Below are 25,266 nucleotides of genomic sequence, written 5' to 3' on the forward strand. Positions count from 1 at the left end.
GTTTGCCCCCTTAAATGACGGGTTTCATTGTGCCATCCGCCAGACAATGCCCGGCGGGTGCCGATGCATGGCATTGCTGGCACTCTCCAGGTATGAATGAAAAACTCACTGAAATTATGCGCCTCATCACCAACCTGATCCGCACCGGCACAGTGTCCGAGGTGGATAAGGCCAACTGGCTGTGCCGGGTGAAAACGGGCGACCTTGAAACCAACTGGATCAGCTGGCTCACCTTCCGCGCCGGTAAAACCCGCACATGGTGGAAACCCTCCATCGGTGAGCAGGTCGTTCTGCTGAGCCTCGGTGGCAACCTTGAAACCGCCTTCGCGCTGCCCTCGATTTACTCCGACTCGTTCCCGCCGCCATCAGATTCTGACGACGGCAGCGTGACCGAGTTTGCTGATGGCGGCTGGTTCCAGTATGAGCCGGAAACCGGCCAGTTGCTGATTAAGAACATCAGAAGTGTGCGCATTGAGGCAGCTGACGGCATTCAGCTGATTACGGATTTGTTCGGGGTGCAGGCCAGTCAGACCAGCATTAACGGCGACACCGTGATGAACGGTGACGTGACGCAGGGCGGCGGGTCGATGAGTTCTAACGGCGTTGTGGCAGACAAGCACCTGCACGACAAGGTGAAGACCGGCGGCGATATGTCAGGAGGCCCGCAGTGATGTATCTCGGCATGAACCGGGAGACCGGCGAAGCGGTGACGGACATTGAACACATCCGGCAGAGCGTGCGCGACATTCTGATGACGCCGGAGGGCAGCCGGTTGGCGCGTCGCGAATACGGCTCGCTGCTGTCGTCTTTCATTGACCAGACGCAGAACGAAGTGATCCGCCTGCAGGTCATGGCGGCAGTCTATACCGCCCTCAGCCGATGGGAGCCGCGCATCAAGCTCAGCACCGTCAACATCACCACCGCCATGAACGGCTCAATGGTGGTGGAACTCACCGGCCAGCGTGATGACGGCTCGCCGGTTGCTATGTCCGTATCTACAGGAGAGAACAGTGGCGGTAATTGACCTTTCGCAGTTGCCCGCGCCGGAAGTGATAGAGGTTCCTGACTTTGAAACGCTGCTGGCTGAGCGTAAAGAGGCACTGATTGCGCTCTATCCGGTGGACGAACAGGCGGCGGTGCGCCGCGTGCTTGCGCTGGAATCCGATCCTATCGTCAAGACGCTGCAGGAAAGCGTTTACCGGGAAATCCTGCTGCGCCAGCGCATTAACGAGGCGGCACAGGCCGTCATGGTGGCCTATGCGCTGGGCAGCGATCTCGACCAGCTGGCCGCGCGCAGCAACGTGCAACGCCTGGCCGTCACCCCGGCCAACCCGGACGCCGTGCCGCCCGTTGAGGCGGTAATGGAATCCGACGACGCGCTGCGCGTGCGCGTGCCCGAAGCCTTTGAGGGGCTGAGCGTGGCCGGGCCAACGGCGGCCTATGAGTTTCACGCCAAAAGCGCCGATGGCCGGGTACAGGATGTGTCCGCGACCAGCCCGTCACCGGCCACGGTGGTAATTACAGTACTGAGCCGTGAGGGTGACGGCACGGCGGCGGCGGATTTACTGACCACAGTGAACACCGCGCTGAATGCCGAGAACGTGCGCCCGGTGGCGGACCGCGTGTCCATACAGGGGGCTACCATTCACAACTACAGCGTGAAGGCAAAGCTGCACCTGTTCGACGGCGTGGCCGCCGCTCCCTGCCTTGAGGCGGCAAACGCGAAGCTCGCCGCCTATCTCACCGAGCAGAAAAAGCTGGGTCGCAGCGTCCGCCGGGAGTCCTACGGGGCAGTGCTGCGCGTGGCCGGGGTGGACTGGGTGGAAATGATCGAACCGGCGGCGGACATCATCATGGACCGCACGCAGGCGGGCAACTGCACGGGCACCGACGTGTCGGTGGCGGATGATGAGGTACTGGCATGAGTCAGAGCCTGCTGCCGCCGGGTTCGTCTGCGCTTGAGCGTCGTCTGGCGCAGGCGTGCAGCGGGATATCGGATTTAAGCGTGCCGCTGCGCGATTTGTGGAATCCGGCCACCTGCCCGGCGAACTTTCTGCCTTATCTCGCCTGGGCGTTTTCGGTAGACCGCTGGGACGAGAGCTGGTCTGAGGTCGTCAAGCGGCAGGTAGTGCAGGATGCGTTTTACATTCATCAGCACAAGGGCACCATCAGCGCTATCCGGCGCGTGGTGGAGCCATTCGGTTTTCTGATCCGCGTAATCGAGTGGTGGAACAATAATGAGGCACCCGGCACCTTTCGCCTGGATATCGGCGTGCAGGAGCAGGGCATCACGGAAGACACCTATCAGGAGCTGGAGCGGCTTATCAGCGACGCCAAGCCCTGCAGCCGCCACATGCTCGGCATGTCCATCAACCTGCAGAGCGGCGGTCAGTGCTTTGTGGGTGCCGCCAGTTACGACGGTGATGACCTGACTGTTTACCCCTATACCCCTGACATTATCGCCGTCAGCGGCCAGAGTTACTCGGGCGCGGCGGTTCATATAATCGACCTGCTGGAAGTGGGACCATGACACAGAAATTTTATGCAATCGTAACAAACCTTGGCGCAGCCAAGATTGCTAACGCCGTATCGCTGGGCACCAAACTCAACATCACGCAGATGGCCGTGGGCGACGGCGGCGGCGTGACGCCCACGCCGAACGCCAGCCAGACAAAGCTGGTCAGTGAGGTGCGCCGCGCTGCGCTGAATTCGCTTACCGTGGACACCGCCAACGGCAGCCAGATTATCGCCGAGCAGATTATCCCAGAAACCGAAGGCGGATTCTGGATCCGCGAAATGGGCCTGTTTGATGCCGACGGCACGCTGATTGCGGTCTGCAATACCGCTGAGACTTACAAGCCACAACTACAGGAAGGCAGCGGGCGTACGCAGCGACTGCGCATGCTGATTATCGTGAGCAGCACCGATGCGGTCACGCTGAAGGTGGACCCGTCCGTGGTGCTGGCAACCCGCCAGTATGTGGATGAGGAAGTCACGGAGGTGCGCCAGTACGCTGACAGCCTGTTGGCGGCGCACTTGAAGGCCACCGATCCGCATACGCAGTACGCCCCCAAGGCCAGCCCCACGCTGACCGGTACGCCAAAAGCGCCGACCGCAGCGGCAGGAAATAACTCAACGCAACTGGCAACTACCGCCTTTGTGCAGGCCGCACTGACGGCACTGGCAGGGGGGGCGCCTGCCGCGCTCGATACTCTGAAGGAGCTGGCAGACGCGCTGGGCGGTGACGCGAATTTCTCCACGACAGTACTGAACAAGCTTGCCGGGAAAATGGATATCGCGAAGAACGGCGCAGATATTGCCGATGTGTCCGGCTTTCTCAAAAACCTTGGTTTAGGAGATGGCTCCGCGCTGCCGGTTGGTGTGCCAGTACCGTGGCCTTTAGCGACGGCACCTAGCGGCTGGCTAAAGTGCAACGGGGCGGCATTCAGCGCGACGGATTACCCTCAGCTGGCGAAGGCTTACACATCGCTCGCTCTTCCCGATCTGCGCGGTGAGTTTATCCGAGGGTGGGATGACGGGCGAGGCGTAGATAGCGGTCGAACGCTTCTCAGCAGTCAGGGGCACGCTTTCCAGCAACACACGCACACCGTTGCTGTGCCACTGCGAACAACAGACAGCGATCGCGGTAGCCTTGATTCGACTTACAGCGTTGATAATACGCAGACGGTCACATCCAGTGGCGCGTCTGGCAATACCGCAACCGAAACCCGTCCGCGAAACATCGCACTTAACTACATTGTGAGGGCTGCATAATGTCCGATGAAAAAGAGGTGATGCTGGATGAGAAAGGGCTGGCGCAGTCATCGGGCATTCTGACCGTCTATAGCTTCGACCCCAACACCGGACTTTATTCCGGCAGCAGTCAGGAATTTCTGACGCAGGGACTTGGCATCCCTGCGAACGCAACCACTCAAGCTCCCCCTGCTGATGTTCTGGGCAAAGTGTGTATGTTTGACAATGGAAACTGGCTACAGGTCGCCGATCACCGAGGCGAAACAGTGTACAGCACTGTAACGGGAGAAGCCGTAACTGTGACAATGCCTGGCGATTATCCGCCCAACACCACCCTTTTAAAACCTCTTACAGCTTTTGATAAATGGGGTGGCATCGGTTGGGTGACAGACAACGAAGCCGCAAAGCAGGCCGAGTTAAGTTCAGCTGAAGCTATAAAAGCGGAGCTTATCAGCGAGGCAGGGGGAATAATTCACTTATGGCAAACTCAGCTTTTACTAGGCATGATCAACGATGTTGATAAAGCTTCTCTTACGAGATGGATGTTCTATATCCAAACTCTGCAGAGCATCGATTTAAAAACAGCGCCCGAAATTGATTGGCCGCGAAGGCCTGAAAGTTTCTAGATTACATGACCTAATTTTCTTTAAAATTCTCTTAATTTAATCTAGATTAAAGTGCACTTAAAATTAGATTGGCATCGGACCTTAGGATCTAGAATTAAATAGCAATCCGAAGTTTGCTAGCAGTGATAATTTAATCATAAATGGGATGGCTTTATGGAGAATTATGTTTTTGAATTAGAGGGGGGAGTGTTTGGTTTCTTCCAGCGCAACGAAGAGGATTGCTTCTTGTATATTAACTCTGGCTTGTTATCAAGAGTTTACCATTACCGATGGAGTCACTGGCTGCAAGGGGAAAATAATTACAATGAGGTTTTCCCGGACGCGATTAATCTTAATGAAACTTACAAGGCGATTGGGTATTTTTCTTGGCATCAACTTTACGACCGTTGCCCATACACGCCAATAGTTATTAATGCCTCAAAAAAATTACAATCGGGGATATATTACCCGCGAATAAATAGAGGGGAGCCAGGAATATTCAATCAGCAATCAATTGAGCCGAAATTTCTTGACGAAATAAGATCCTTCAGCAACATACTGGATTCATTGAACCTAATTTTCAATTACATAGACCCTGACATCGGTAACTTACAATGCTTTGGAAGTAAGATAAGAGAGTTACTTATAATTGCATGCACTGAAGTTGAGTACCTACTACAAAACTTCCTTGCTGATAACAAATATATGCCAGATAAAGATAGATTTAGCACAAAAGATTATGTGAAGAGCCTTAATTTTTTAAAACTAAATGAGTACTCAGTAAGTCTTGACTTTTATCCTAATTTAAAAAATTGGTCGCCATTTAAGGATTGGGACGAAAATAGACCAACGGCAAGTTTAGATTGGTATAATGCATATAATGCAGTCAAACATAATCGTGGAGCTAATAAAAACAAAGCTTCTTTAGAAGCTGTGATAAATGCGGTAGCTGCAATTCACATCTTATTGGTTAGTCAATATGGAAATGACATATTTAATAACCCTTTGAAATCTAATTTTCACAGCATTTTCAATACTACTTCAGTGCCTAAATTCTTAGTTTCAGAACTAGAATGCCCATGTATGGGTCATGATAAACTCTACTGGGATAGAAAAAGTTACTTATTTACTTAAGCATTTGAGATGATTTGTATTTTCTTGGTGCGTATTTTTTTGGTTACATCTATGATGTCTAAGATAAAAAAATCACACCAATCACTGTTAGTCAACTATTGGGCGGTCAGGCCATTTTTTTACAGTCATAGATACAACATCTATGGCTCTGACTGCCTGAAGATATTGCATCCATAATTTAAGTTTTTCCTTGTCTGTATCAGAAATGATGCCAAGCAATAACTGTGTTTGCCATACCTGAGTGACACTTAAGGCTTCACTAATAAGTATATCCTTTTGTGCTTGTTGCTCGTCAATGATCGCTTGATGCTGTAGCGCCGTGTCAGTTATCCAGCCTTCGCCAATCCACCTATCAAACTTTGTTTTCGGTTTCATTAATGTTATGTTTTCGGGATAGTCCCCAAGATGATTTAGCGTAATGGCCTCCCCGGTTTTCTTAAGATAAACCGTTTCGCCACGATGATCTGCCACCTGCTTCCACTTTTCATTGTTATAAATACATGCTTTACCTTGCTCCTCCGCAAAGGGAGCATATATTGTAGAATAAGCAGGAATGCCCACCCCCTTTGACAAGAATTCTAAACTGCTCCCAATATAAAGACCGTTATCAGGTGCAAAGTTATAAACAGTTATAATTCCTGATATATTTGCTAGGCCTGTTATATCTAGCACTATTTCATTTTCTGTACTCATTATGCAGCTCTCACAATGTAGTTGAACGCCACGTTACGTGGACGGGTCTCAGCAGCCGAACGCGCTACATTTATTGAATCAAAACTGATCGCATTCCCGGTTTTGCTCTGCGTAACTGGAGTTTGCACTCGTTCAGGTCCCTCTGAAAAAACGCCACCTGTCGATGCATGCGGACTGGTCATTAACCCTATACCGTTCCCCATTTCAAGTGTGCCAGTAAGGCGCTGCAGTGCATCACTCTGTATTGAAAGTAGAGTGCGCCCAGTGTCAGCTCCGCGTCCATCATCCCAGCCACGAATAAATTCGCCTCGTAGATCGGGTAACTTGAGTGAGGGAAACGCCTTGGCAAGCAGTGGATAATCTGAAGCACTGAAAGCTGCTCCGTTACATTTGAGCCAGCCTTTTGGCGGAATGGCTAATGACCAAGGCACCGGGACGCCGACTGGCAGTGACGAGCCATCTCCTAAACCAAGGTTTTTGAGAAAGATAGTCCTGGCAAGTTTTTGTCTATGAATGGCATTCTTTCCGGCTTTAAGCGGGGCGGAATCAATGCAGATTGGCTACATCAGGGTGTCAACAAATGAACAGAATACGGATCTCCAGCGCAATGCACTCATCAGTGCAAATTGTGACCTGATTTTGGAGGACAAAATCAGTGGAAAAACCACTGACAGGCCGGGCCTGAAAAAGGCACTGCGCATTCTGGGGCAGGGCGACACGCTGATAGTCTGGAAGCTTGACCGCCTCGGTCGCAGTATGCGTCATCTGGTCATGATGACCGAAGAAATGCGCGAGAGAGGCGTTAACTTTCGCAGCCTGACCGACAGCATAGATACCAGCACCCCAATGGGCAGATTCTTCTTTCACGTCATGGGCGCACTCGCTGAAATGGAACGCGAATTGATCATCGAACGCACCCGCGCCGGGCTGGATGCTGCACGTAAAAAAGGACGCATTGGTGGCAGACGGAGGATTATGACGCCGGATGTGGTGGACAGAGCAGAGAGAATGCTGGTGAAAGGCGCTTCTTTGCATCAGATTGCACTGGTGACAGAGGTATCAGTCAAAACGCTTTATCGGTACATACCCGCAAAAAGGCAGGGCGAGCTCAGGACCGGAAGGTTAATTGAAAAGGATAAAAAAAATCCCGCAACCTGACCAGGTATGCCGGGCGGAAAAAAATAAAGAAATTCGCGACAAGGATAATCGCACGGAGATATTAGCATTACTTAAATAGTGGTTAATGATTTGTTTCAATCCTGACGATTAGAAACTTAACAGTCAGTACCGTGATTATTAGGAAGAAAAAAAGCCGCGCTGGAGGGCGCGGCATAGCAATGCGGATTTCAAAATGCTTATTTTATTAGAATAAGGGCAAGCTTAGTACTCTTCGACTATTCGTCAAGTCACAGCGTGTTCGCCTCAGCACTATGTTTAAATGCAAAAAATGAAAAGTGTTTTCTGATAATCTTCGCAAGAGCGTCAATGCGCATTTCTGGAAGCTGGTCGAGTGACAGATAAAAAAATCCCGACACCCAGGAATGGGAGTGTCGGGCAGGGAAGTAAACACAGGAAATCCTTTAATACAACAATCACGTCACAAACAGTTCCACCCTACTGTTTAGAGATAATGACATAATTTTCACCAGATGCAATTAAAATGATAAGTTTATCTAATGTTATGAAGGAAAAAATGGGCCACACGGGAGCACGTGTGACCCAAAGCTGGTACGGATAGGCTTACTTAGAATCAAATTAAGCCTCAGCCAGCCGACCACTTATGTCAAATTTTAGGGGGCAACTTTACGCACCGCTTTAAACTTCCCTGAAACTGACTCCGTTGCTTGTCCATTTCAATTCTTGCATCGTATGCTGCAATAACCCACTGGCCTCTGGGAGTCAGGCGGTAGCGCTCACTCACCTGGAGCCATTCTTCCCCATAGAAATATTCAGCCAATCGAAGTCTTACGAGTTTTTCCATTACGGTAGGCATTTTGTCCGCCGGAACCGAACCTCTCTCCTGCATGATGGATAGCAGACGAAAATGCTTCGGGGCCAGTTTCATTATCATCTCCTTTTGCGGTCCTGTTATTTATCAGGCGGAGAGCGCCATTAGTAGGTTGCACGTAGGCTGATTATAATCCTCCTCGCTTTCCTGTTTAAATCTGGCACTGACGAATCGGTCCGTTCGAGAAAAAATTGTGTGAACCCTCACACAATGCCTGACGGATGCGCGCGACAAAGCGAACGATGACCATAGCGGAACCCCTTCACAGGAGAACCGCCACATGGCACAGGATTATCACCACGGTGTGCGCGTTGAGGAAATCAACGAGGGCACCCGAACCATTACCACCGTCAGCACGGCGATTGTCGGTCTGGTCTGCACCGGCGACGACGCCGACGCGGCGACGTTTCCGCTCAATCGCCCGGTACTGCTGACCGATGTACTCACTGCCAGCGGTAAAGCGGGCGATTCCGGCACGCTCGCCCGTTCGCTGGACGCTATCGCCGACCAGTCAAAGCCCGTTACCGTTGTGGTCCGAGTGCCGCAGGGCCAGACCGAGGCGGAAACCACAGCTAACATCGTTGGCGGCGTGACTAACGGCCAGCGCACCGGGATGAAAGCGCTGCTGGCCGCGCAGTCGGTGTGTGGCGTGAAGCCGCGCATCCTTGGCGCACCCGGTCACGACACCAAGGCCGTTGCCACCGAACTGCTGAGCGTGGCGCAGAGCCTGCGCGGCTTCGCCTACCTGTCAGCCTACGGCTGTGAGAGCGTGGAAGACGCTATTGCCTACCGCGCCAACTTCAGCCAGCGCGAGGGCATGCTTATCTGGCCTGACTTCATCAGCTTTGACACCGTGCTTAAAGCGGACGCGACGGCGTATGCCACTGCCCGTGCGCTGGGCCTGCGCGCCAAGATTGATGAACAGACCGGCTGGCATAAGTCGCTGTCGAACGTGGGGGTGAACGGTGTCACAGGCATTTCCAAAGACGTGTTCTGGGACCTGCAGGATCCGGCCACCGACGCCGGGCTGCTGAACCAGAACGATGTCACCACGCTGATCCGCAAGGATGGCTATCGCTTCTGGGGTTCCCGCTGCCTGAGCGACGACGCGCTATTCCAGTTCGAATGTTACACCCGCACCGCGCAGGTGCTGATGGACACCATGGCCGAGGCGCAGATGTGGTCCGTTGATGGCCCGCTGAACCCGTCGCTGGCACGCGACATTATTGAGAGCATCCGCGCGAAGCTGCGCAGCTTGGTCAATCAGGGCTATCTCATCGGTGCGGACTGCTGGCTGGATGAGAGCGTGAACGATAAGGACACGCTCAAGGCGGGCAAGCTGCTGATCGATTACGACTACACGCCGGTGCCGCCGCTGGAAAACCTGTTGCTGCGTCAGCGCATCACCGACCAGTATCTGGTCAACTTTGCCAGCCGCGTCAGCGCATAAGGAGACGGAAACATGGCATTACCCCGCAAGCTCAAGCACCTGAACCTGTTCAATGCAGGCAGCAACTGGCAGGGGCTGGTTGAGTCCCTGACGCTGCCCAAGGTCACGCGCAAGTTCGAAAAATATCGCGGTGGCGGCATGGCCGGTGCGGTGGATATCGACATGGGGCTGGACGACGGCGCGCTGGATACGGAGTTCACCGTGGGCGGCACCGAGTCGCTGCTATTTAAGCAGCTCGGCACCGAAACGGTGGACGGTATTCAGCTGCGCTTTACCGGCTCCATTCAGCGCGACGACACCGGCGAGATGCAGGCGGTCGAGCTGGTCACGCGCGGACGCTATAAGGAGCTGGATTCCGGCGAGTGGAAGACCGGCGAATCCAGCACCACCAAGGTGTCTGCGACCAACAGCTACGCCAAGCTGACCATTAACGGTGAAGTGGTTTACGAGATTGATATCGTGAACATGATCCACATTGTGGACGGCAAGGACCTGATGGAAGCGCACCGTAACGCGCTCGGCTTGTAGTTTATCCGGCGGGCCTCGGGCCTGCCGCTTTTCATCCTTTTATTTCCATGGAAACGCATCATGACAGACAAAACCGCACCATCTGAAAAAACCGTTGTGCTGGACACCCCGATCCTGCGCGGCAAAACCGAGATTAAAAGCGTCGTCGTTCGCAAGCCGCAGTCCGGTGCGCTGCGCGGTACCCGCCTGCAGGCGCTGATGGACATGGACGTAAACGCCATGATGGTAGTGCTGCCCCGCGTCACAAGCCCGGCGCTGACCACGCAGGAAATCACGGAAATGGACCCGGCGGACCTGCTGTCGCTCTCTGTTGAGGTGGTGACTTTTTTGTTGCCGAAGTCGGCGCTGTCAGCTTCCCTGATGGCCTGACGGTCGAAGATCTGGTAGCCGATATTGCTACCGTCTTTCACTGGCCGCCGCCGGTCATGTACGCGGAATCCCTGACGGACGTGCTGGCATGGCGGCATAAAGCGATCCAGCGAAGCGGAGCCGGTGACGATGAGTGACACAAACCTGCGCCTGCAGGTGGTACTTAGCGCGGTCGATAAAATCACGCGCCCTTTTCGTAACGCGCGCGACGGCTCAAAAGAGCTGGCCGCCGCGCTGAAGGCAAGCAAAGACGGCCTGAAAACCCTCAACGAGCAGGCGGGGCGTATTGACGGCTTCCGCAAATCGCGCTCACAGCTTGCCATCACCGCCAACAATCTCAAGGCTGCCCGCGAGGAAGCGGCGCGCCTTGCGGTGCAGTTCACCGAAACCAACCGGCCCACCGCCGCACAGGAACGCGTGCTGGAGCAGGCGAAGAACCGCGCCAGCCAGCTGCAGCAGACCTATAACGGGCTGCGCCTGTCTGTCCAGCGCCAGCGAGAGGCGCTGAGCGCGGCGGGCATTGACACCAAGCAGCTGAGCGCCGCACAGCGTCAGCTGAAAACGGACGCGCAGGCGGCAACCGGAGCCATTCAGCGCCAGCAGTCAGAGTTGCGCAGGCTGGGTGAGCGGCAGCAGAAGCTCGCAGCCATCCGGGCGCGTCACGAAAAGCTGACCGAAACACGCAATAAGCTTGCCGGAAACGGCGCGGGCATGGTTGCCACGGGTGCGACCACCGGCGTCACGCTGATGGCACCGGTTCGGGCCTATGCTGACTCCGAGAGCGCCGCCACGCAGCTGGCCGCGTCCATGATGGGGCCGGGAGCAAAGGTGCTGCCGGAATATGAGCAGATTAACCGTCTGGCGGTAAGTCTGGGCGACAAGCTGCCCGGCACCACGGCAGACTTCCAGAACATGATGACCATGCTGCGCCGTCAGGGGATGAGCGCGCAGGCGATACTGGGTGGTCTGGGGGAGGCCACGGCCTATCTCGGCGTACAGCTGAAGATGGCCCCCACCGACGCAGCCGAGTTTGCGGCGAAGCTGCAGGACGCCACGCAGACCAGCGAGAAGGATATGATGGCGCTCACCGACATCATCCAGAAGGGATTTTATGCGGGTGTAGATTCGGACAACATGCTGCAGGGCTTTTCCAAAATCGGCAGCGCGATGGACATCATCCATCAAAAGGGCATTACCGCCGCGAAGACCTTCGCGCCGCTGCTGGTGATGGCCGATCAGGCAAGCATGGCCGGTGAGTCTGCGGGTAACGCCTACCGCAAGATTTTTCAGGCCACGCTGAACAACAAGAAAATTGGCAAGGCCAACGATGAGCTGGCGGGCACCGGCATTAAACTCAACTTCCAGAACAAAAAGGGGCAGTTTGCCGGGCTGGAAAACCTGTATGCGCAGCTGGCGAAGCTGAAGAAAATCACTGACGACGGAAAACGCCAGTCGGTGCTTAACACCCTTTTTGGTGATGATGCTGAAACATTGCAGGCGCTGAACATCATGATCAGCAAGGGCATTGAAGGCTACAGGGAAACCGCCGCCAAACTCGACAATCAGGCCTCTCTCCGCGAGCGAGTGGACGCATCACTCAAGACGCTGGCGAACCGCTGGGACGCGGCTGGCGGTTCGTTCACCAATGCCCTGTCGGCGATTGGGGCTACCGTTGCGCCTGACCTCAAGCGGCTGGTTGACTGGCTGGGCGACCTTGCCAGCGCCTTGGGCAATTTTGTACAGCAGCATCCGCAACTTACGGCGGCGCTGTTCAGAATGGCAGCCGGATTTGCCATCGCCGTAACGGCCATTGGCGCCCTATCGTTGGCAGCCGCTGCTGTACTCGGGCCCCTGGCGCTCATTCGGATGAGCTGCAGCGTACTGGGTATTAAGGTATTTAGCGCGTTCGGGCTGATTAAGAGCGCTATCGGCATCGTCGGTAACGGCGTGCTGTGGCTGGGGCGGCTGATGATGGCGAACCCCATTCTGGCTGTGATTGGCCTGATTGCTGCCGGTGCACTCTATATCTGGCAGAACTGGGATACGCTCGGGCCGAAATTTGCCGCGATGTGGGATGCTATCAGCATAAAAGTGAGCAGCATCTGGACAGCCATTCGCTCGTACATCAGCACTAAGTGGGATGAGATTGTGTCCGACGTGCAGGCGCTGCCCGCGCGCTTTCAGGAGGCGGGTTCAAAGATGATTGACGGCCTGCTGGCAGGCGTCAGCCAGAAGTGGGACGCACTGAAAAGCAAGCTTTCCTCACTCACCGACTACCTCCCGGACTTTCTGAAGCCCGGCGGTGATAAAACCGGCGCGTCGCTGATGCCACCCCGTCCGGCTGCGGTCAATACGGACGGTAAAGTGGTGCTGCCGCCAGGGGGATTCCCGCGCATGTACGACATCGGCGGTAATATCCCGTCCGGGCAGACGGGAATTGTCGGGGAGAACGGCCCGGAGCTGATTAACGGTCCGGTGAACGTGACCAGCCGCAGGCGTACCGCGCAACTGGCCGCCATGGCCGCACTGGCGCTGGGTGGAGCAGCTGCATCCGCTACTGCCGCACCGCTGCATCCCATGAGCCTGCCCGCACCGTCTGAGGCAGGTCGTGCAGGCAGTGGCAGCACGGCAGGGCAACCGGCCATTGTGATGCACGGGAAATACGATATTCACATTGTGCAGCAGGCGGGACAGAGCGCTAACGATTTACTGGACGAGCTGATGCGCAGGCTGGAAGCCAAAGAGCGTCAGGCGCAGGCCCGCGCCCGCAGCAGCTACCGCGACAGGGGAGGATTTGACGAATGATGATGACGCTGGGCATGTTCGTATTCATGCTGAAAACGGTCCCATATCAGGAGCTGCAGCTCCAGCGCAGCTGGCGCTTTCCGGCAAATAACCGTGTGGGTGTGCGCCCCTCTCTGCAGTTCCTGGGGCCGGACAATGACACCATTACGTTGTCCGGTGTGCTGCTGCCGGAGATTACCGGTGGCAGACTGTCGCTTTTTGCGCTGGAGCAGATTGCGGAGCTGGGCCGGGCGTGGCCGCTGATTGAGGGGAGCGGCACCATTTACGGCATGTACGTGATAGAGAGCCTGAGCCAGACCAAAGCGGAGTTCTTCAGCAGCGGCGTGTGCCGCCGCATTGATTTTACGCTCACGCTGAAGCGCACCGACGAATCGCTGGGTGAAATGTTTGGCAGCCTGAGCGATCAGCTTTCCGCCATGCAGAGCGCCGCGACCACTGCCGCCGGTAAAATAACCGCCGCAGCGGGAGGGCTTTTCTCATGATGGCAAATCAGTGGATTAACGGGCGGACAAAATCCCCCGCCTTCCGGCTGATGCTGGAAGGCGCAGACATTACGCAGAAGGTTGAAAAGCGGCTGCTGAGCCTGACGCTTACGGACAATCGAGGCTTTGAGGCGGACCAGCTGGACATCGAACTGGACGACGCCGACGGTCAGCTGAAGTTACCGCGACGGGGCGTGTCGCTCTCGCTGGCGCTGGGCTGGCAGGGTGAAGCGCTGTTTCCCAAAGGAACCTACACCGTTGATGAAATTGAACATACCGGGACTCCAGACCGTCTGGTGCTGCGTGCACGCAGCGCGGATTTCCGGCAGACGCTGAACACGAAGCGGGAGAAGTCCTGGCATAAAACCACCGTCGGCGAGATGGTGAAGGATATTGCCGGGCGGCACAAGCTGGCGGTGGCGCTGGGTCAGGACATAGCAAAAATGGACATTGACCACCTCGACCAGACCAACGAGTCAGACGCAAGTTTTCTGATGCGGCTGGCAAAACAGTGCGGTGCAATTGCGTGCGTGAAGAACGGCAGCCTGCTGTTTATCCGGCAGGGCCAGGGCAAGACTGCCAGCGGGAAAGCGCTGCCGGTAATTACGCTTCAGCGAAAAGACGGTGATGGCCACCGGTTCATACTGGCAGACCGTGACGCTTACACCGGTGTGATTGCGAGCTGGCTGCATACCCGAGAACCGGCCAAAAAGCCGCAGGCGAAAGTTAAGCGCAGGCCCAAAACCACGGCAAAGAAAAAAGAGCCGGAGGCGAAGCAGGGCGATTATCTAATCGGCACCGATGAGAACGTACTGGTTCTGGGCCGCACTTACGCGAACCGGACCAACGCCGAGCGTGCCGCTAAGATGCAGTGGGAGCGTCTGCAACGCGGCGTTGCATCTTTCTCCATCCAGCTGGCGCATGGCCGTGCAGATCTTTACACCGAAATGCCAGTAAAGGTCAGCGGATACAAGCATGTTATCGATGCAGGAGAATGGATTGTTACCACACTGACGCATAGCCTGAGCGCAGGCAGTGGTTACACGACGAGTATAGATTTAGAGGTGAAAATCGATTCAATTGAAATGCAATGACAAATATCTCAATTTGGTTATTATGTGCATTGAAATCACAAATGGGGTGGTTACTTAAATGATGAATTGTCCACTTTGCGGGAATGCCGCACATACTCGAAGCAGTTTTCAGGTGTCTAAAACGACCAAAGAACGTTACAACCAGTGCCAAAATATTAATTGCAGTTGTACATTCAAATCTCATGAGACTGTGGCAGAGATCATTATGAGTCCGGGGAACATCAAACCGGTCCCCCCTCACCCCGATCGGAGTTTGCAAGGTACTCTCTGGTTATAACTTCAAAATACATCCCCGCCTCGGCGGGTTTTTTTTTAGTAGGATAATATCTGCTGCCATTTTGCTGCCAATGGTAGATTCAAAAAACAAAAAAGCCACCTTTGAAGGTGGCTTAAATGAATGATTTTAATCACTAAATTTGGTGGCCCCTGCTGGGTTTGAACCAGCGACCAAGCGATTATGAGTCGCCTGCTCTAACCACTGAGCTAAGGGGCCAGCGGAGCGGGGATTATAAAGTATCTCGGAGGGGTGATCCAGCGTTCGCCAATCGGTTGGTGAAAATTAGAACAATCTCTGACTCCTTGATCTCCAAGCAAAAATCCCTATCCACCACCTAAGATCGCTCAATCAGCCCACAACCTCAGCAGGTTTTTGAGACAAGGGCATCCTTCCACCTCATCTCAATCACCACTCAAAACTCACAAATAGCGCGAAGCCGGTTTATTCAACGAGATATACGGCAGGATGGCGAAGCGCGCGCTCTCCATGCTCTGCCATAGTCCCAGATCTTCCACTGAAGGAATGGTGATCAGCTCGCCACTATCCATTCCGTGCAGCGCGGCTGCGACTAAATCCTCAACCTCCATCACGCTTTCTGGCGGTAGGTCATCAACCGATTTCCCCGAGCGCTCGAAGATCTCGGTACGGGTTAAGCCCGGCAATACCGCCTGAATACGCACGCCACTCTCCGCCAGCTCACGCTGCATATTGCGCGTCAGCGAGAGCACAAAGGCCTTACTGGCGTTGTACGCACCATTCGCCATTTCATTCACCAGCGCCAACACTGAAGCGATATTCACAATCGTTCCCGTACCACGACGGTGGAATGCTTGCGCGGCTGCATGTGCCAACTGCGTCAGCGCCACAATGTTTAACGTCAGCATGGTTTGTATTTGCGAGATATCACCCGCGACGAACTCGCCTTCAACTGCCATCCCGGCATTGTTCACCAGCATCGTAATCCGCTCGTTGTCCGCAAGGGTTTGCGCCACGCGTTGCAAATCTTCAGTGCGCGTCAGATCGGCCGCCAGCACACTCACTTCCACGCCGTGCGCGTCACGTAGCGACTGCGCCAGTTGGTTAAGACGCGATTCATCACGCGCCACCAGAATCAAATTGCTGCCGCGCGCGGCCAGCTGTTTCGCGTAAGTTGCACCAATGCCGCTGGATGCGCCGGTAATCAAAGCCAGTTGCTGTGTCATGGTCGGTTCCTGTAAATGATGGTTGTCATATCTGATGGAACTTAATATGACGATCATCATATTTTTCGTCAAGCTGGAATATGATGATCGTAATAATTACACTGATTGCCATTAACGATGAGCAGGATGGTGAGAGATGGAAAAGCTGAGCCACAAGGCGCGCACGCGGCAGCGTATACTGGATGAGGCAGCAGTGGTGATGCGTGAATGCGGCACTGAAGGCATTGGCGTAGCGGCGCTGATGAAGCGCGCGGGATTAACTCACGGCGGCTTCTACGCGCACTTTGATTCGCGGGAAGCGCTGGTTGAAGCGGTGATTGCCGAGATGTTTGCCGATTCGGCACAGCGCTTTGCCGCCATCACCCAACTCGAAGATCCAGCCGAGCGATTGACCCAACTGATCGACAACTATCTTTCTGAGCATCATCGCAACACGCCGGGAGAAGGCTGCCCGATGCCTGCGCTGGTGAGTGAGATTGCCCATCTGCCGATTGAAACACGCACGCTGTTCTCGCAACGTCGCGAGGCGGTGCTGCAACGGCTGGCGCAGGCACTCATCGAAATGCACCATCCGCAGGCTGATGATGTCGCCGCGAGTATGCTGGCCGAAATGGTCGGTGCGGTGGCGCTGGCGCGCGCCTGTCCGGATGATGAGGAAGCGCGCAATATGCTGGCGGTTAGCCGTCGCTCGGTGAAACAGCGCGCAGGATTGGAGAGTGCATGAGCGAGCACGATATTCAGGACATCATTGCACCGGATTTGCAGGTGCTGTTTTGCGGCATCAATCCGGGTAAGTCTTCGGCGCACACCGGCTTTCACTTTGCCCATCCCGGCAATCGCTTCTGGAAAGTGATCCATCAGGCCGGTTTTACCCGCGAATTGCTGAAACCGGAACAGGAGCAGCGGCTGCTGGAAACCGGTTGTGGCATCACTATGCTGGTTGAGCGTCCCACCATTCAGGCCAATGAGTTGGCGGGTAATGAGCTGCGCGATGGCGGGGCGCGTTTGCAGGAGAAGATCTTACGCTATCAGCCGCGTGCGCTGGCGGTGCTGGGTAAAGATGCGTTCCAGAAAGCGTTCCGACAACGCAAAGTGGAGTGGGGCGAGCAGCCGCAAACCTTGGGCGAAACGCGTTTGTGGGTGCTGCCCAATCCCAGCGGGTTGAACCGCGCGACGATAGAGGAGATGGCAACAGCTTATCGCCAACTTCATGATTGGTTACAGAATAACGCGTGAGCGTGCTCCGCTTAACGCGGCCCTAAAGTTGTTCAATTTGCGGTTTCTGACTAAACCCAAATCTTTATGGCAAATAAAGAGAGGGAAGATGAAACGCACAATCGCGTTAGCGGCGCTGCTGGTGATGGCGCAACAGACGGCACAGGCAGAGACGCTGAAAGTATTTAGCTCCGGTGGCATGTATCCGGTGATTGAGAGCCTGAAGCAGGATTATCAGCAGCAAACCGGCAATACCCTGCAGCTGGAAGCGGCGCCATCGATGGGCGATACGCCACAGGCGATCCCTAATCGTCTGAAACGTCAGGATAATGCCGATGTGCTGGTGATGGTCGATTACGCCATCAAACCGCTGGAGCAGGCCAAATTTGTGGATAGCAGCAGCCATCAGGTGCTGGCGCACTCTTATATCGCGATGGCGGTGAAGCAGGGCATGACGCCGCCGGATATTAGTACGGTGGCGAAATTCAAACAGGTCCTCACGGAAGCCTCCAGCATCGCGATATCAGACAGTGCCAGCGGCAAATATATTCAAGGCAAGATGCTGAGCAAGCTGGAGTTGGGGCCGAAGACCGCCAGCAAAGTGTCTGTGATCCCTGCCACACCAGTGGGTGAAGCGGTGGCACAAGGGAAAGCGGAGCTGGGCTTCCAGCAGAACAGTGAGCTGCAGGCGGTGAAGGGGATTACCATTGTCGGGCTGATTCCGCCAGCGGTGCAGCAGGATACGCTATACGGCGCGGTGATTACGCGTAGCACCCAGCAGAAGCAGGCAGCGGCGCAGTTTGTGAAGTATCTGCAGAGCGATAACGCGCGCAAAATGATGCAGGAAAAAGGGCTGACGCCGTTTTGAAGGCAATAAAAAACCCCGGCAAGCCGGGGTTTTTCGTCTTAACGAGGATTAATCGTCAAGGAAGCTACGCAGCACTTCGGAGCGGCTTGGGTGACGCAGCTTACGCAGCGCCTTGGCTTCGATCTGACGAATACGCTCACGGGTAACGTCAAACTGTTTGCCAACCTCTTCCAGCGTGTGGTCAGTGTTCATATCGATACCGAAACGCATACGCAGGACTTTCGCTTCACGTGCAGTCAGACCCGCCAGCACGTCGTGGGTGGCTGAACGCAGGCTTTCTGAGGTAGCAGAATCCAGCGGCAGCTCCAGCGTGGTGTCTTCGATAAAATCGCCCAGATGTGAATCTTCATCATCACCAATCGGCGTCTCCATAGAGATCGGCTCTTTAGCAATTTTCAGCACTTTGCGAATCTTATCTTCTGGCATCAGCATACGCTCAGCCAGCTCTTCCGGCGTTGGCTCACGGCCCATCTCTTGCAGCATCTGACGCGAAATACGGTTGAGCTTGTTGATGGTCTCAATCATATGCACCGGAATACGGATGGTACGTGCCTGGTCGGCGATAGAACGGGTGATAGCCTGACGAATCCACCAGGTCGCATAAGTTGAGAACTTATAACCACGACGGTATTCAAACTTATCAACCGCTTTCATCAGGCCGATGTTACCTTCCTGAATCAGATCGAGGAACTGCAGGCCACGGTTGGTGTATTTCTTCGCGATAGAAATAACCAGACGCAAGTTCGCTTCAACCATCTCTTTCTTCGCACGACGCGCTTTGGCTTCGCCGATCGACATGCGACGGTTGATGTCTTTAACCTGCTCGATGGTCAGGCCGGTCTCTTCTTCAATCTGCTGCAATTTCTGCAGTGAACGCGTCACATCATCTTCAACTTCAAGCAGTTTCTCTGACCAGGGTTTATTCATGGCCAGCGCCGCTTTGAACCAGCTTGGGCTGGTTTCATTGCCGGTGAACAGGGTGATGAAGTTCTTCTTCGGCATTTTGCAGATTTCAATACACAGCTTCATGATCAGGCGCTCTTGCGTACGCACGCGCTCCATCATGACGCGCATACTGTTCACCAGGTAGTCGAATTGCTTCGGTACCAGGCGGAACTGTTTGAACACTTCAGACAGGTTATTGATTTCTGCAACGGCATCAGCGTGGCTGCGGCCTTTAGCTTTGATTACGGTACGGGTAGTTTCGTACTGCGTGCGCAGATCGTTGAACTTCTCGCGCGCCAGTTCTGGATCGATGGAGTTATCATCGTCAGAGCTGTCGTCGTCGCCATCTTCGTCTTCTTCATCGTCGTCGTTACGGTCTTCTTCAGACAGTTCAGAACCCACGTGAGTGGCAGTTGGCGCGATATCTTCTTCCGCGTTCGGGTCAACAAAGCCGGTGATCAGGTCAGACAGGCGAGATTCGCCCGCTTCCACACGATCGTACTGATCGAGCAGATAGGTGATGGCTTCCGGGTATTCGGCAACTGAGCACTGAACCTGGTTGATACCGTCTTCGATACGCTTAGCGATGTCGATTTCGCCTTCGCGCGTCAGCAGCTCGACGGTACCCATTTCGCGCATATACATACGCACAGGGTCAGTAGTACGGCCAATTTCAGATTCAACGCTAGAGAGTACCTGCGCGGCAGCTTCTGCGGCATCTTCGTCAGTATCAGTACTGTTCTCATTCAGCATCAGATCATCGGCATCAGGTGCTTCTTCAACAACCTGAATACCCATGTCGTTAATCATCTGGATGATGTCTTCGATCTGATCGGAGTCGACGATATCTTCCGGCAGATGGTCATTGACCTCAGCATAGGTCAGATAGCCCTGCTCCTTACCACGGGTGACAAGCAGCTTAAGCTGTGACTGCGGGTTTTGCTCCATAAGACGGTATCCACACTTCTGTTAATTAGATTGGTGTCGGTCGGCAGCGAGCCAACTATAACAGTGAAGGCGTTGTTCTTTTGCCGCTGCCTTCAACGCGGCCAGGGTATCGACCCTTCATATATCGGCACTTAAGCCGCTTGAGTTCTTTCTTAGCGGGCCTGGCTTACTCGCCATTTTCGTCCCCGGCAGTGCTCGCAATCCTCACGTACTTCAGTACGCTCCGGTTGCTGCGCGCTGGCGGTAACGAAACTGGCTTCGACGCCGACGGCCCTCGTACGGTGTGCTTAAAAAAGCGAAAACCGTACACCCAAGTCAGAATGTGTGCTTTCACAGCCTTCACAGTTCTGACCCGGTAATAATCTTATTTTTTCGCTAATGCCTGGCTTAAGGCCCAGAACTCGCGGCGTTCGGCGGCGCTCAGGCCTTCGGTACGGTCGCGAGCGATAAGCGCTTCAAGGCGCTGTTCAAGGGCTGAGTCATAAAGACTCGCCAGTGAATCCTGGAACACGGCTTCTGCTTCTTCATCCACTATCATGTGGTTCCAGGTGGCCAGCGTTTCAAGGGGCTGGCTAAATTCTGTCCCGCGATATAACTCTAGTAGCTGTCCGGTCGTCAGGCCAGGATTCTCCGTACAACGACTGACTAACTCCACAAACAGCGGCAAACCCGCCATTTTTGACTGCTCAAGCCCGTCCAGCGTAGGAACGATGGCGGCAAATTGCGGATTCTGCACCAGTAACGCAATCAACACGCGCATGGTGGTGCGCTTCAACGGGGGAGCCGTTGGCGCAGTGCCGCTTTCTGCCTGCTTTGGCATCAGCTTGTCTAACTGGTTATCGTCCAGAATGCCGAGTTTATTACCCAGATTCTGACGCATATAAATGCGTAAAGTTTCACCGGGGATCTGGCTAATCAACGGCAGCGCCAGCGTGGCCAGCTTGGTTTTACCGTCACGCGTGCTCAGATCGACCTGCGGCATCAGGCTGTCGAATAAAAACGTGGAGAGCGGTAAAGCCTGCTCCATCCGCGCTTCAAACGCCTCTTTGCCTTCTTTACGCACCAGCGTGTCCGGGTCCTCGCCATCTGGCAAAAACATAAAGCGTAGCTGACGACCGTCATTCATGTAAGGCAATGCGGTTTCCAGTGCACGCCATGCGGCTTCGCGCCCCGCGCGGTCACCGTCGTAACAGCAAATCACCGTGTCGGTAGAGCGGAACAGCAGCTGAATGTGCTCAGCGGTGGTCGAGGTGCCCAGCGAGGCAACGGCATAATCAATGCCAAATTGCGCCAGCGCCACCACGTCCATATAGCCTTCTACAACCAGTAAACGCGCTGGCTGCGGATGATTCTTTTGCGCTTCATACAGGCCATATAGCTGACGGCCTTTATGGAAAATCGGTGTTTCCGGCGAGTTAAGGTACTTCGGCGTATCGTTGCCCAGTACACGTCCACCAAAGCCAATGACGCGCCCACGCTTATCGCGAATCGGGAACATCACGCGATCGCGGAAACGATCATAAGTGCGGCCGGAATCGTTACTGACCAGCATGCCCGCTTCCATCAAGGATTCGCGGTCCTCTTTCTGCTGACCAAAACGTTTCAGCACGTTATCCCAGCCTGCTGGCGCATAACCAATCGCGAAGTGATCGATCACTTGCTGGCTGAGACCGCGTGTGGCGAGATAATTTTGTGCAGATGTCGCTTGCGGGTTACGCAGGCTTTGCTGATAGAAACCGTCGAGGCCTTCCAGCAGCTGATACAGACTTTGACGCTGATGACGCTCCATCGGGCTGGGGCCGTTGCCCGCTTCATACGGCACTTCTAAGCCGTGTTGCGTGGCCAGCTCCTCAACGCTTTCAACGAAATCCAGACGATCGTGATTCATCAGGAAGTCGATGGCGTTACCCTTGGCGCCACAGCCGAAGCAGTAATAAAACTGCTTCTCACCGCTTACGGTGAAAGAGGGGGTTTTCTCGTTATGAAAAGGACAGCACGCGTGATAGTTCTTACCCTGCTTTTTCAGCTTAACGCGGGCATCGATAAGATCCACGATATCCGTGCGGGCAAGTAAGTCATTGATAAATACGCGTGGAATTCGTCCAGCCATAAGCCCCGGTTTTTCAGCTCATAAACGGCAACAAGCCGCGCTTCCTTTCGGAAAGCACGGCCTCTTACTTGACTCTGTCTGCGTTTAACACGCGGCGGAAGCGAACTTCCGAAAGAAATTAGTACAGACGAGTGCGGCGTGCGTTTTCGCGAGCCAGTTTCTTGGCGTGACGCTTAACAGCAGACGCTTTAGCGCGCTTACGCTCAGTCGTTGGTTTTTCATAAAACTCACGACGACGAACTTCCGCCAGAACACCTGCTTTCTCGCAAGAACGCTTGAAGCGACGCAGTGCTACGTCGAAAGGCTCGTTTTCACGTACTTTAATTACCGGCATGTAACTCTTACCTCGATAAATTCGGTTTTGCTGCTGACTGCGGCGCCAGCACTTTTAAAATGGTGCAGCATTTTACTCCAGCCGTAGCCGAGTTGTAAAGCACCATGAACAATTTAGAACCAACAGAGACATATGCCATCGCGGCTGCCGGTTTTTTCAGGCCGTGGAGTATAGCGCACTCTTTGTGCGACAGAAAAACACTTTTTCCTGGCAAAGTCGTCCAGCGTGTGATTCGCCTGTGCTACACTGCGCGCCGCAAGAAGAGGGTGATAAAAGCTATGCGAGTTCTGGGTATTGAAACGTCCTGCGATGAAACCGGCATCGCGATTTATGACGATGCGTCCGGTCTGTTGGCGAATCAATTATATAGCCAGGTCAAACTGCACGCTGATTACGGTGGTGTGGTGCCCGAACTGGCCTCACGTGACCACGTGCGTAAAACCGTTCCGCTGATTCAGGCTGCGCTGAAAGAAGCCGGATTAGCCGCAAAAGACATTGATGCCGTGGCCTATACCGCCGGTCCAGGTTTGGTTGGTGCGCTATTAGTCGGGGCGACTGTCGGCCGTGCGCTGGCGTTTGCGTGGAATGTGCCTGCGGTGCCTGTGCATCATATGGAAGGCCATCTGCTGGCGCCGATGCTGGAAGACAATCCACCGGAATTCCCGTTTGTGGCATTGCTGGTTTCGGGTGGTCACACGCAGTTGATCAGCGTCACGGGTGTTGGTGAATACACTTTGCTGGGTGAATCGATTGACGATGCGGCTGGCGAAGCTTTCGATAAAACCGCCAAACTGCTCGGTCTGGATTATCCGGGCGGGCCGATGCTGTCACGCATGGCGCAGCAGGGCACGCCGGGTCGCTTCAAATTCCCGCGCCCGATGACCGATCGCCCAGGGCTGGATTTCAGCTTCTCGGGTCTGAAAACCTTCGCCGCCAACACCATTCGTGAACATAACGGAGATGAGCAGGCGCGTGCCGATATCGCCCGTGCGTTTGAGGATGCAGTGGTGGATACGCTGATGATCAAATGCAAACGCGCGCTGGAGCAGACCGGCTTTAAACGCCTGGTGATTGCCGGTGGTGTCAGCGCCAACCGTACGCTGCGTGAGCGTATGGCCGAGATGATGCAAAAGCGCGGTGGCGAGGTGTTTTATGCACGCCCGGAGTTCTGTACTGATAACGGCGCGATGATTGCCTACGCTGGCATGGTGCGGCTGAAAGGTGGCACACGCGGTGGATTGGGCGTCAGCGTCCGGCCACGTTGGCCACTGGCCGAATTGCCCGCTATCTAAAACGAAAAAACCGGCATCGCGCCGGTTTTTTTATTTCTTCTTTTTCCGCTTCCAGATCTTATTTTCCTGCCCGCGCCACAGGCGCTGGATGTTGTCGTGATGACGCAACAGAATCAAACAGGAGAGCATCGAAACCGGGAAGGTAAACTGCGGTTTGAACCACCACACGTAGAACGGGGCAATCAGCGCACTGACAATCGCGCCCAGCGAGGAGTAGCCGCTCAGCAGCACCGTCAGCAGCCAGGTGCCGGTCATCAATCCCGTCAAATCCCAGCCAATGGGTGCAATCGCACCGAACGCCGTCGCCACACCTTTACCGCCACGAAAACGAAAGAATACCGGATAGATATGGCCGAGACAGGCGGCAATCGCGGTTAAGCCGAGATACATCGGCGTGACGTGCAGCAGATAGGCGATCCACACCGGAATCATCCCTTTTGCCACATCGAAGATCAGTACCGCAGCCGCAGCGGCTTTGCCACCAATGCGCAACACGTTGGTCGCACCTGGGTTGCCGGAGCCGGCGGTACGCGGATCGGGTAAACGCGCGAGTTTACAAACCAGGATCGCACTGGAAATCGAGCCGCAAAGATACGCGAAAATAATCATACCAAGCGCGATAGCACTCATAGCCTCGTACCGTTCCTTTTGGGTCGTTTTGTTCTCGATAAGCGTGGATAATACGCATAATCCGCCGGAAGTGGTATCCGGCTTAGCCAAAAACAGAGACTGACATCATGGATATCGTATTTATAGAACAACTCACCGTGTTCACCACCATTGGCGTTTACGACTGGGAACAGGGCATGCAGCAGAAGCTGGTGCTCGATGTCGAAATGGCGTGGGACAACCGTCGTGCTGCGGTGAGTGACGATGTGAACGACTGTCTGAGCTACGCCGATGTCACCGAGGTTATCCTCAATCATCTGCAGGGCCAGCGCTTTGCCCTGGTCGAACGCGTGGCGGAAGAAATTGCCGATCTGTTGATGAATCGTTTCAAAACGCCCGGTGTACGCATCAAGGTCGGGAAACCTGGCGCGGTGGCCCAGGCAGCGACCGTTGGCGTGCGTATCGAGCGCGGGACTATTCCTAAATAAATCATCCGTGATTGCCATCACAATGAAACCAAACCAAATTATGGTGTGTCTCACTTG

At 54.6% G+C, this 25,266-nt stretch carries 29 protein-coding genes and 1 tRNA gene; 21 read left to right on the forward strand and 9 right to left on the reverse strand.

Features of this window, described 5'->3' with window-relative positions:
- Nucleotides 1-92 precede the first annotated feature (92 nt).
- The 7 genes from JK231_RS10945 (at nucleotide 93) to JK231_RS10975 (ending at nucleotide 5,492) form a co-directional block, all read left to right on the forward strand.
- Nucleotides 93-671 carry a phage baseplate assembly protein V gene (locus JK231_RS10945; RefSeq protein WP_211728626.1) on the forward strand — a complete coding sequence of 193 codons (579 nt, stop codon included), beginning with the start codon at nucleotides 93-95 and terminating at the stop codon, nucleotides 669-671.
- Nucleotides 671-1,024: a GPW/gp25 family protein gene (locus tag JK231_RS10950; protein WP_211728627.1), complete on the forward strand. Its 354-nt coding sequence runs from the start codon at nucleotides 671-673 to the stop codon at nucleotides 1,022-1,024. Before JK231_RS10945 ends, JK231_RS10950 begins: the two co-directional genes overlap by 1 nt.
- Complete coding sequence (locus JK231_RS10955) at nucleotides 1,011-1,925, forward strand: baseplate J/gp47 family protein (RefSeq protein WP_211728533.1); 915 nt, start codon at nucleotides 1,011-1,013, stop codon at nucleotides 1,923-1,925. Before JK231_RS10950 ends, JK231_RS10955 begins: the two co-directional genes overlap by 14 nt.
- Entirely contained in the window at nucleotides 1,922-2,530 is a 609-nt protein-coding gene (locus tag JK231_RS10960; RefSeq protein WP_211728534.1) for a phage tail protein I, read from the forward strand. The genes JK231_RS10955 and JK231_RS10960 overlap by 4 nt, the downstream gene beginning before the upstream one ends.
- On the forward strand, nucleotides 2,527-3,774 hold the full coding sequence (locus tag JK231_RS10965; protein WP_211728535.1) for a phage tail protein: 1,248 nt from the start codon (nucleotides 2,527-2,529) through the stop codon (nucleotides 3,772-3,774). Before JK231_RS10960 ends, JK231_RS10965 begins: the two co-directional genes overlap by 4 nt.
- The gene (locus JK231_RS10970) at nucleotides 3,774-4,379 is read left to right on the forward strand and encodes a tail fiber assembly protein (protein WP_211728536.1); all 606 of its coding nucleotides are present in this window, start codon (nucleotides 3,774-3,776) and stop codon (nucleotides 4,377-4,379) included. The genes JK231_RS10965 and JK231_RS10970 overlap by 1 nt, the downstream gene beginning before the upstream one ends.
- Before the next feature lie 153 nt (nucleotides 4,380-4,532).
- On the forward strand, nucleotides 4,533-5,492 hold the full coding sequence (locus JK231_RS10975; RefSeq protein ID WP_211728537.1) for a hypothetical protein: 960 nt from the start codon (nucleotides 4,533-4,535) through the stop codon (nucleotides 5,490-5,492).
- Nucleotides 5,493-5,579: 87 nt separating this feature from the next.
- Here the strand turns inward: JK231_RS10975 and JK231_RS10980 are convergent, their stop codons facing one another.
- Nucleotides 5,580-6,185, reverse strand: coding sequence for a tail fiber assembly protein (locus tag JK231_RS10980; RefSeq protein WP_211728538.1), 606 nt, complete (start codon nucleotides 6,183-6,185; stop codon nucleotides 5,580-5,582).
- Nucleotides 6,185-6,616, reverse strand: a complete 432-nt coding sequence (locus tag JK231_RS10985) for a tail fiber protein (RefSeq protein ID WP_349291518.1) — start codon at nucleotides 6,614-6,616, stop codon at nucleotides 6,185-6,187. The genes JK231_RS10980 and JK231_RS10985 overlap by 1 nt, the downstream gene beginning before the upstream one ends.
- 118 nt (nucleotides 6,617-6,734) lie before the next feature.
- Between JK231_RS10985 and JK231_RS10990 the strand changes: the two genes are divergently transcribed.
- A complete protein-coding gene (locus JK231_RS10990; RefSeq protein ID WP_211728539.1) occupies nucleotides 6,735-7,343 on the forward strand; it encodes a recombinase family protein in 609 nt (202 codons plus the stop codon).
- A gap of 625 nt (nucleotides 7,344-7,968) precedes the next feature.
- Here JK231_RS10990 and JK231_RS10995 read toward each other — a convergent pair.
- Nucleotides 7,969-8,250 (reverse strand): hypothetical protein, encoded by a 282-nt coding sequence (locus JK231_RS10995; RefSeq protein WP_211728540.1) that lies wholly within the window; start codon nucleotides 8,248-8,250, stop codon nucleotides 7,969-7,971.
- A gap of 223 nt (nucleotides 8,251-8,473) precedes the next feature.
- Between JK231_RS10995 and JK231_RS11000 the strand changes: the two genes are divergently transcribed.
- The 8 genes from JK231_RS11000 to JK231_RS11035 are packed head-to-tail and all read left to right on the forward strand — an operon-like array spanning nucleotide 8,474 to nucleotide 15,198.
- Nucleotides 8,474-9,643, forward strand: coding sequence for a phage tail sheath protein (locus JK231_RS11000; protein WP_211728541.1), 1,170 nt, complete (start codon nucleotides 8,474-8,476; stop codon nucleotides 9,641-9,643).
- Nucleotides 9,644-9,655: 12 nt separating this feature from the next.
- Complete coding sequence (locus JK231_RS11005) at nucleotides 9,656-10,171, forward strand: phage major tail tube protein (protein WP_211728542.1); 516 nt, start codon at nucleotides 9,656-9,658, stop codon at nucleotides 10,169-10,171.
- Nucleotides 10,172-10,231: 60 nt separating this feature from the next.
- Nucleotides 10,232-10,540 carry a phage tail assembly protein gene (locus tag JK231_RS11010; protein WP_211728543.1) on the forward strand — a complete coding sequence of 103 codons (309 nt, stop codon included), beginning with the start codon at nucleotides 10,232-10,234 and terminating at the stop codon, nucleotides 10,538-10,540.
- A gap of 23 nt (nucleotides 10,541-10,563) precedes the next feature.
- Nucleotides 10,564-10,677 (forward strand): GpE family phage tail protein, encoded by a 114-nt coding sequence (locus tag JK231_RS25665; RefSeq protein ID WP_268810652.1) that lies wholly within the window; start codon nucleotides 10,564-10,566, stop codon nucleotides 10,675-10,677.
- Complete coding sequence (locus JK231_RS11020) at nucleotides 10,670-13,345, forward strand: phage tail tape measure protein (RefSeq protein WP_211728544.1); 2,676 nt, start codon at nucleotides 10,670-10,672, stop codon at nucleotides 13,343-13,345. Before JK231_RS25665 ends, JK231_RS11020 begins: the two co-directional genes overlap by 8 nt.
- On the forward strand, nucleotides 13,342-13,827 hold the full coding sequence (locus JK231_RS11025) for a phage tail protein (RefSeq protein ID WP_211728545.1): 486 nt from the start codon (nucleotides 13,342-13,344) through the stop codon (nucleotides 13,825-13,827). Before JK231_RS11020 ends, JK231_RS11025 begins: the two co-directional genes overlap by 4 nt.
- Complete coding sequence (locus JK231_RS11030) at nucleotides 13,824-14,921, forward strand: phage late control D family protein (protein WP_211728546.1); 1,098 nt, start codon at nucleotides 13,824-13,826, stop codon at nucleotides 14,919-14,921. Before JK231_RS11025 ends, JK231_RS11030 begins: the two co-directional genes overlap by 4 nt.
- A gap of 58 nt (nucleotides 14,922-14,979) precedes the next feature.
- Nucleotides 14,980-15,198: an ogr/Delta-like zinc finger family protein gene (locus JK231_RS11035; RefSeq protein ID WP_211728547.1), complete on the forward strand. Its 219-nt coding sequence runs from the start codon at nucleotides 14,980-14,982 to the stop codon at nucleotides 15,196-15,198.
- A 140-nt stretch (nucleotides 15,199-15,338) separates the two neighbouring features.
- Here JK231_RS11035 and JK231_RS11040 read toward each other — a convergent pair.
- Both JK231_RS11040 and JK231_RS11045 read right to left on the reverse strand, forming a co-directional pair.
- Nucleotides 15,339-15,414, reverse strand: a tRNA-Ile gene (locus JK231_RS11040).
- Nucleotides 15,415-15,617: 203 nt separating this feature from the next.
- Entirely contained in the window at nucleotides 15,618-16,400 is a 783-nt protein-coding gene (locus JK231_RS11045; RefSeq protein WP_211728548.1) for an SDR family oxidoreductase, read from the reverse strand.
- 136 nt (nucleotides 16,401-16,536) lie between these two features.
- On the opposite strand from JK231_RS11045, the gene JK231_RS11050 reads away from it, so the two are divergent.
- The 3 genes from JK231_RS11050 (at nucleotide 16,537) to JK231_RS11060 (ending at nucleotide 18,483) form a co-directional block, all read left to right on the forward strand.
- On the forward strand, nucleotides 16,537-17,124 hold the full coding sequence (locus JK231_RS11050; RefSeq protein ID WP_211728549.1) for a TetR/AcrR family transcriptional regulator: 588 nt from the start codon (nucleotides 16,537-16,539) through the stop codon (nucleotides 17,122-17,124).
- Nucleotides 17,121-17,636, forward strand: a complete 516-nt coding sequence (gene mug / locus JK231_RS11055) for a G/U mismatch-specific DNA glycosylase (protein ID WP_160833695.1) — start codon at nucleotides 17,121-17,123, stop codon at nucleotides 17,634-17,636. Before JK231_RS11050 ends, mug begins: the two co-directional genes overlap by 4 nt.
- Nucleotides 17,637-17,724: 88 nt before the next feature.
- The gene (locus JK231_RS11060) at nucleotides 17,725-18,483 is read left to right on the forward strand and encodes a substrate-binding domain-containing protein (protein ID WP_160833694.1); all 759 of its coding nucleotides are present in this window, start codon (nucleotides 17,725-17,727) and stop codon (nucleotides 18,481-18,483) included.
- A gap of 48 nt (nucleotides 18,484-18,531) precedes the next feature.
- On the opposite strand, the gene rpoD is transcribed toward JK231_RS11060, so the two are convergent.
- The 3 genes from rpoD to rpsU all read right to left on the reverse strand — a co-directional run bounded on the left by rpoD (nucleotide 18,532) and on the right by rpsU (nucleotide 22,820).
- The gene (gene rpoD / locus JK231_RS11065) at nucleotides 18,532-20,376 is read right to left on the reverse strand and encodes an RNA polymerase sigma factor RpoD (RefSeq protein ID WP_034828348.1); all 1,845 of its coding nucleotides are present in this window, start codon (nucleotides 20,374-20,376) and stop codon (nucleotides 18,532-18,534) included.
- A 364-nt stretch (nucleotides 20,377-20,740) separates the two neighbouring features.
- On the reverse strand, nucleotides 20,741-22,486 hold the full coding sequence (gene dnaG / locus JK231_RS11070) for a DNA primase (RefSeq protein WP_045814813.1): 1,746 nt from the start codon (nucleotides 22,484-22,486) through the stop codon (nucleotides 20,741-20,743).
- Between the two features lie 118 nt (nucleotides 22,487-22,604).
- Nucleotides 22,605-22,820, reverse strand: coding sequence for a 30S ribosomal protein S21 (gene rpsU, locus JK231_RS11075; RefSeq protein ID WP_001144069.1), 216 nt, complete (start codon nucleotides 22,818-22,820; stop codon nucleotides 22,605-22,607).
- Nucleotides 22,821-23,098: 278 nt separating this feature from the next.
- Here rpsU and tsaD point away from each other — a divergent pair, with 278 nt between their 5' ends.
- Nucleotides 23,099-24,112 carry a tRNA (adenosine(37)-N6)-threonylcarbamoyltransferase complex transferase subunit TsaD gene (tsaD, locus tag JK231_RS11080; protein ID WP_211728550.1) on the forward strand — a complete coding sequence of 338 codons (1,014 nt, stop codon included), beginning with the start codon at nucleotides 23,099-23,101 and terminating at the stop codon, nucleotides 24,110-24,112.
- 30 nt (nucleotides 24,113-24,142) lie between these two features.
- On the opposite strand, the gene plsY is transcribed toward tsaD, so the two are convergent.
- Nucleotides 24,143-24,742 carry a glycerol-3-phosphate 1-O-acyltransferase PlsY gene (gene plsY / locus JK231_RS11085; protein ID WP_034828352.1) on the reverse strand — a complete coding sequence of 200 codons (600 nt, stop codon included), beginning with the start codon at nucleotides 24,740-24,742 and terminating at the stop codon, nucleotides 24,143-24,145.
- Nucleotides 24,743-24,849: 107 nt separating this feature from the next.
- On the opposite strand from plsY, the gene folB reads away from it, so the two are divergent.
- Nucleotides 24,850-25,209: a bifunctional dihydroneopterin aldolase/7,8-dihydroneopterin epimerase gene (gene folB, locus JK231_RS11090; RefSeq protein WP_034828354.1), complete on the forward strand. Its 360-nt coding sequence runs from the start codon at nucleotides 24,850-24,852 to the stop codon at nucleotides 25,207-25,209.
- Nucleotides 25,210-25,266 lie beyond the last annotated feature (57 nt).

It is taken from the genome of Pantoea sp. JGM49 (assembly GCF_018257655.1).
Taxonomy (GTDB): domain Bacteria; phylum Pseudomonadota; class Gammaproteobacteria; order Enterobacterales; family Enterobacteriaceae; genus Pantoea; species Pantoea communis.

What these genes read in the sequence shown, in the direction of transcription:
- JK231_RS10945 (WP_211728626.1), top strand. Translation starts at nt 93, where the DNA reads ATGAATGAAAAACTCACTGAAATTATGCGCCTCATCACCAACCTGATC.
- JK231_RS11010 (WP_211728543.1), top strand. Translation starts at nt 10,232, where the DNA reads ATGACAGACAAAACCGCACCATCTGAAAAAACCGTTGTGCTGGACACC.
- JK231_RS11030 (WP_211728546.1), top strand. Translation starts at nt 13,824, where the DNA reads ATGATGGCAAATCAGTGGATTAACGGGCGGACAAAATCCCCCGCCTTC.
- JK231_RS10980 (WP_211728538.1), bottom strand. Translation starts at nt 6,185, where the DNA reads ATGAGTACAGAAAATGAAATAGTGCTAGATATAACAGGCCTAGCAAAT.
- JK231_RS10990 (WP_211728539.1), top strand. Translation starts at nt 6,735, where the DNA reads ATGCAGATTGGCTACATCAGGGTGTCAACAAATGAACAGAATACGGAT.
- tsaD (WP_211728550.1), top strand. Translation starts at nt 23,099, where the DNA reads ATGCGAGTTCTGGGTATTGAAACGTCCTGCGATGAAACCGGCATCGCG.
- rpoD (WP_034828348.1), bottom strand. Translation starts at nt 20,376, where the DNA reads ATGGAGCAAAACCCGCAGTCACAGCTTAAGCTGCTTGTCACCCGTGGT.
- JK231_RS11025 (WP_211728545.1), top strand. Translation starts at nt 13,342, where the DNA reads ATGATGATGACGCTGGGCATGTTCGTATTCATGCTGAAAACGGTCCCA.
- JK231_RS10965 (WP_211728535.1), top strand. Translation starts at nt 2,527, where the DNA reads ATGACACAGAAATTTTATGCAATCGTAACAAACCTTGGCGCAGCCAAG.
- JK231_RS11060 (WP_160833694.1), top strand. Translation starts at nt 17,725, where the DNA reads ATGAAACGCACAATCGCGTTAGCGGCGCTGCTGGTGATGGCGCAACAG.
- JK231_RS10975 (WP_211728537.1), top strand. Translation starts at nt 4,533, where the DNA reads ATGGAGAATTATGTTTTTGAATTAGAGGGGGGAGTGTTTGGTTTCTTC.
- JK231_RS10970 (WP_211728536.1), top strand. Translation starts at nt 3,774, where the DNA reads ATGTCCGATGAAAAAGAGGTGATGCTGGATGAGAAAGGGCTGGCGCAG.
- JK231_RS11050 (WP_211728549.1), top strand. Translation starts at nt 16,537, where the DNA reads ATGGAAAAGCTGAGCCACAAGGCGCGCACGCGGCAGCGTATACTGGAT.
- mug (WP_160833695.1), top strand. Translation starts at nt 17,121, where the DNA reads ATGAGCGAGCACGATATTCAGGACATCATTGCACCGGATTTGCAGGTG.
- JK231_RS11000 (WP_211728541.1), top strand. Translation starts at nt 8,474, where the DNA reads ATGGCACAGGATTATCACCACGGTGTGCGCGTTGAGGAAATCAACGAG.
- folB (WP_034828354.1), top strand. Translation starts at nt 24,850, where the DNA reads ATGGATATCGTATTTATAGAACAACTCACCGTGTTCACCACCATTGGC.
- rpsU (WP_001144069.1), bottom strand. Translation starts at nt 22,820, where the DNA reads ATGCCGGTAATTAAAGTACGTGAAAACGAGCCTTTCGACGTAGCACTG.
- JK231_RS11020 (WP_211728544.1), top strand. Translation starts at nt 10,670, where the DNA reads ATGAGTGACACAAACCTGCGCCTGCAGGTGGTACTTAGCGCGGTCGAT.
- JK231_RS11035 (WP_211728547.1), top strand. Translation starts at nt 14,980, where the DNA reads ATGATGAATTGTCCACTTTGCGGGAATGCCGCACATACTCGAAGCAGT.
- JK231_RS10950 (WP_211728627.1), top strand. Translation starts at nt 671, where the DNA reads ATGTATCTCGGCATGAACCGGGAGACCGGCGAAGCGGTGACGGACATT.
- dnaG (WP_045814813.1), bottom strand. Translation starts at nt 22,486, where the DNA reads ATGGCTGGACGAATTCCACGCGTATTTATCAATGACTTACTTGCCCGC.
- JK231_RS10995 (WP_211728540.1), bottom strand. Translation starts at nt 8,250, where the DNA reads ATGAAACTGGCCCCGAAGCATTTTCGTCTGCTATCCATCATGCAGGAG.
- JK231_RS11005 (WP_211728542.1), top strand. Translation starts at nt 9,656, where the DNA reads ATGGCATTACCCCGCAAGCTCAAGCACCTGAACCTGTTCAATGCAGGC.
- JK231_RS10960 (WP_211728534.1), top strand. Translation starts at nt 1,922, where the DNA reads ATGAGTCAGAGCCTGCTGCCGCCGGGTTCGTCTGCGCTTGAGCGTCGT.
- plsY (WP_034828352.1), bottom strand. Translation starts at nt 24,742, where the DNA reads ATGAGTGCTATCGCGCTTGGTATGATTATTTTCGCGTATCTTTGCGGC.
- JK231_RS11045 (WP_211728548.1), bottom strand. Translation starts at nt 16,400, where the DNA reads ATGACACAGCAACTGGCTTTGATTACCGGCGCATCCAGCGGCATTGGT.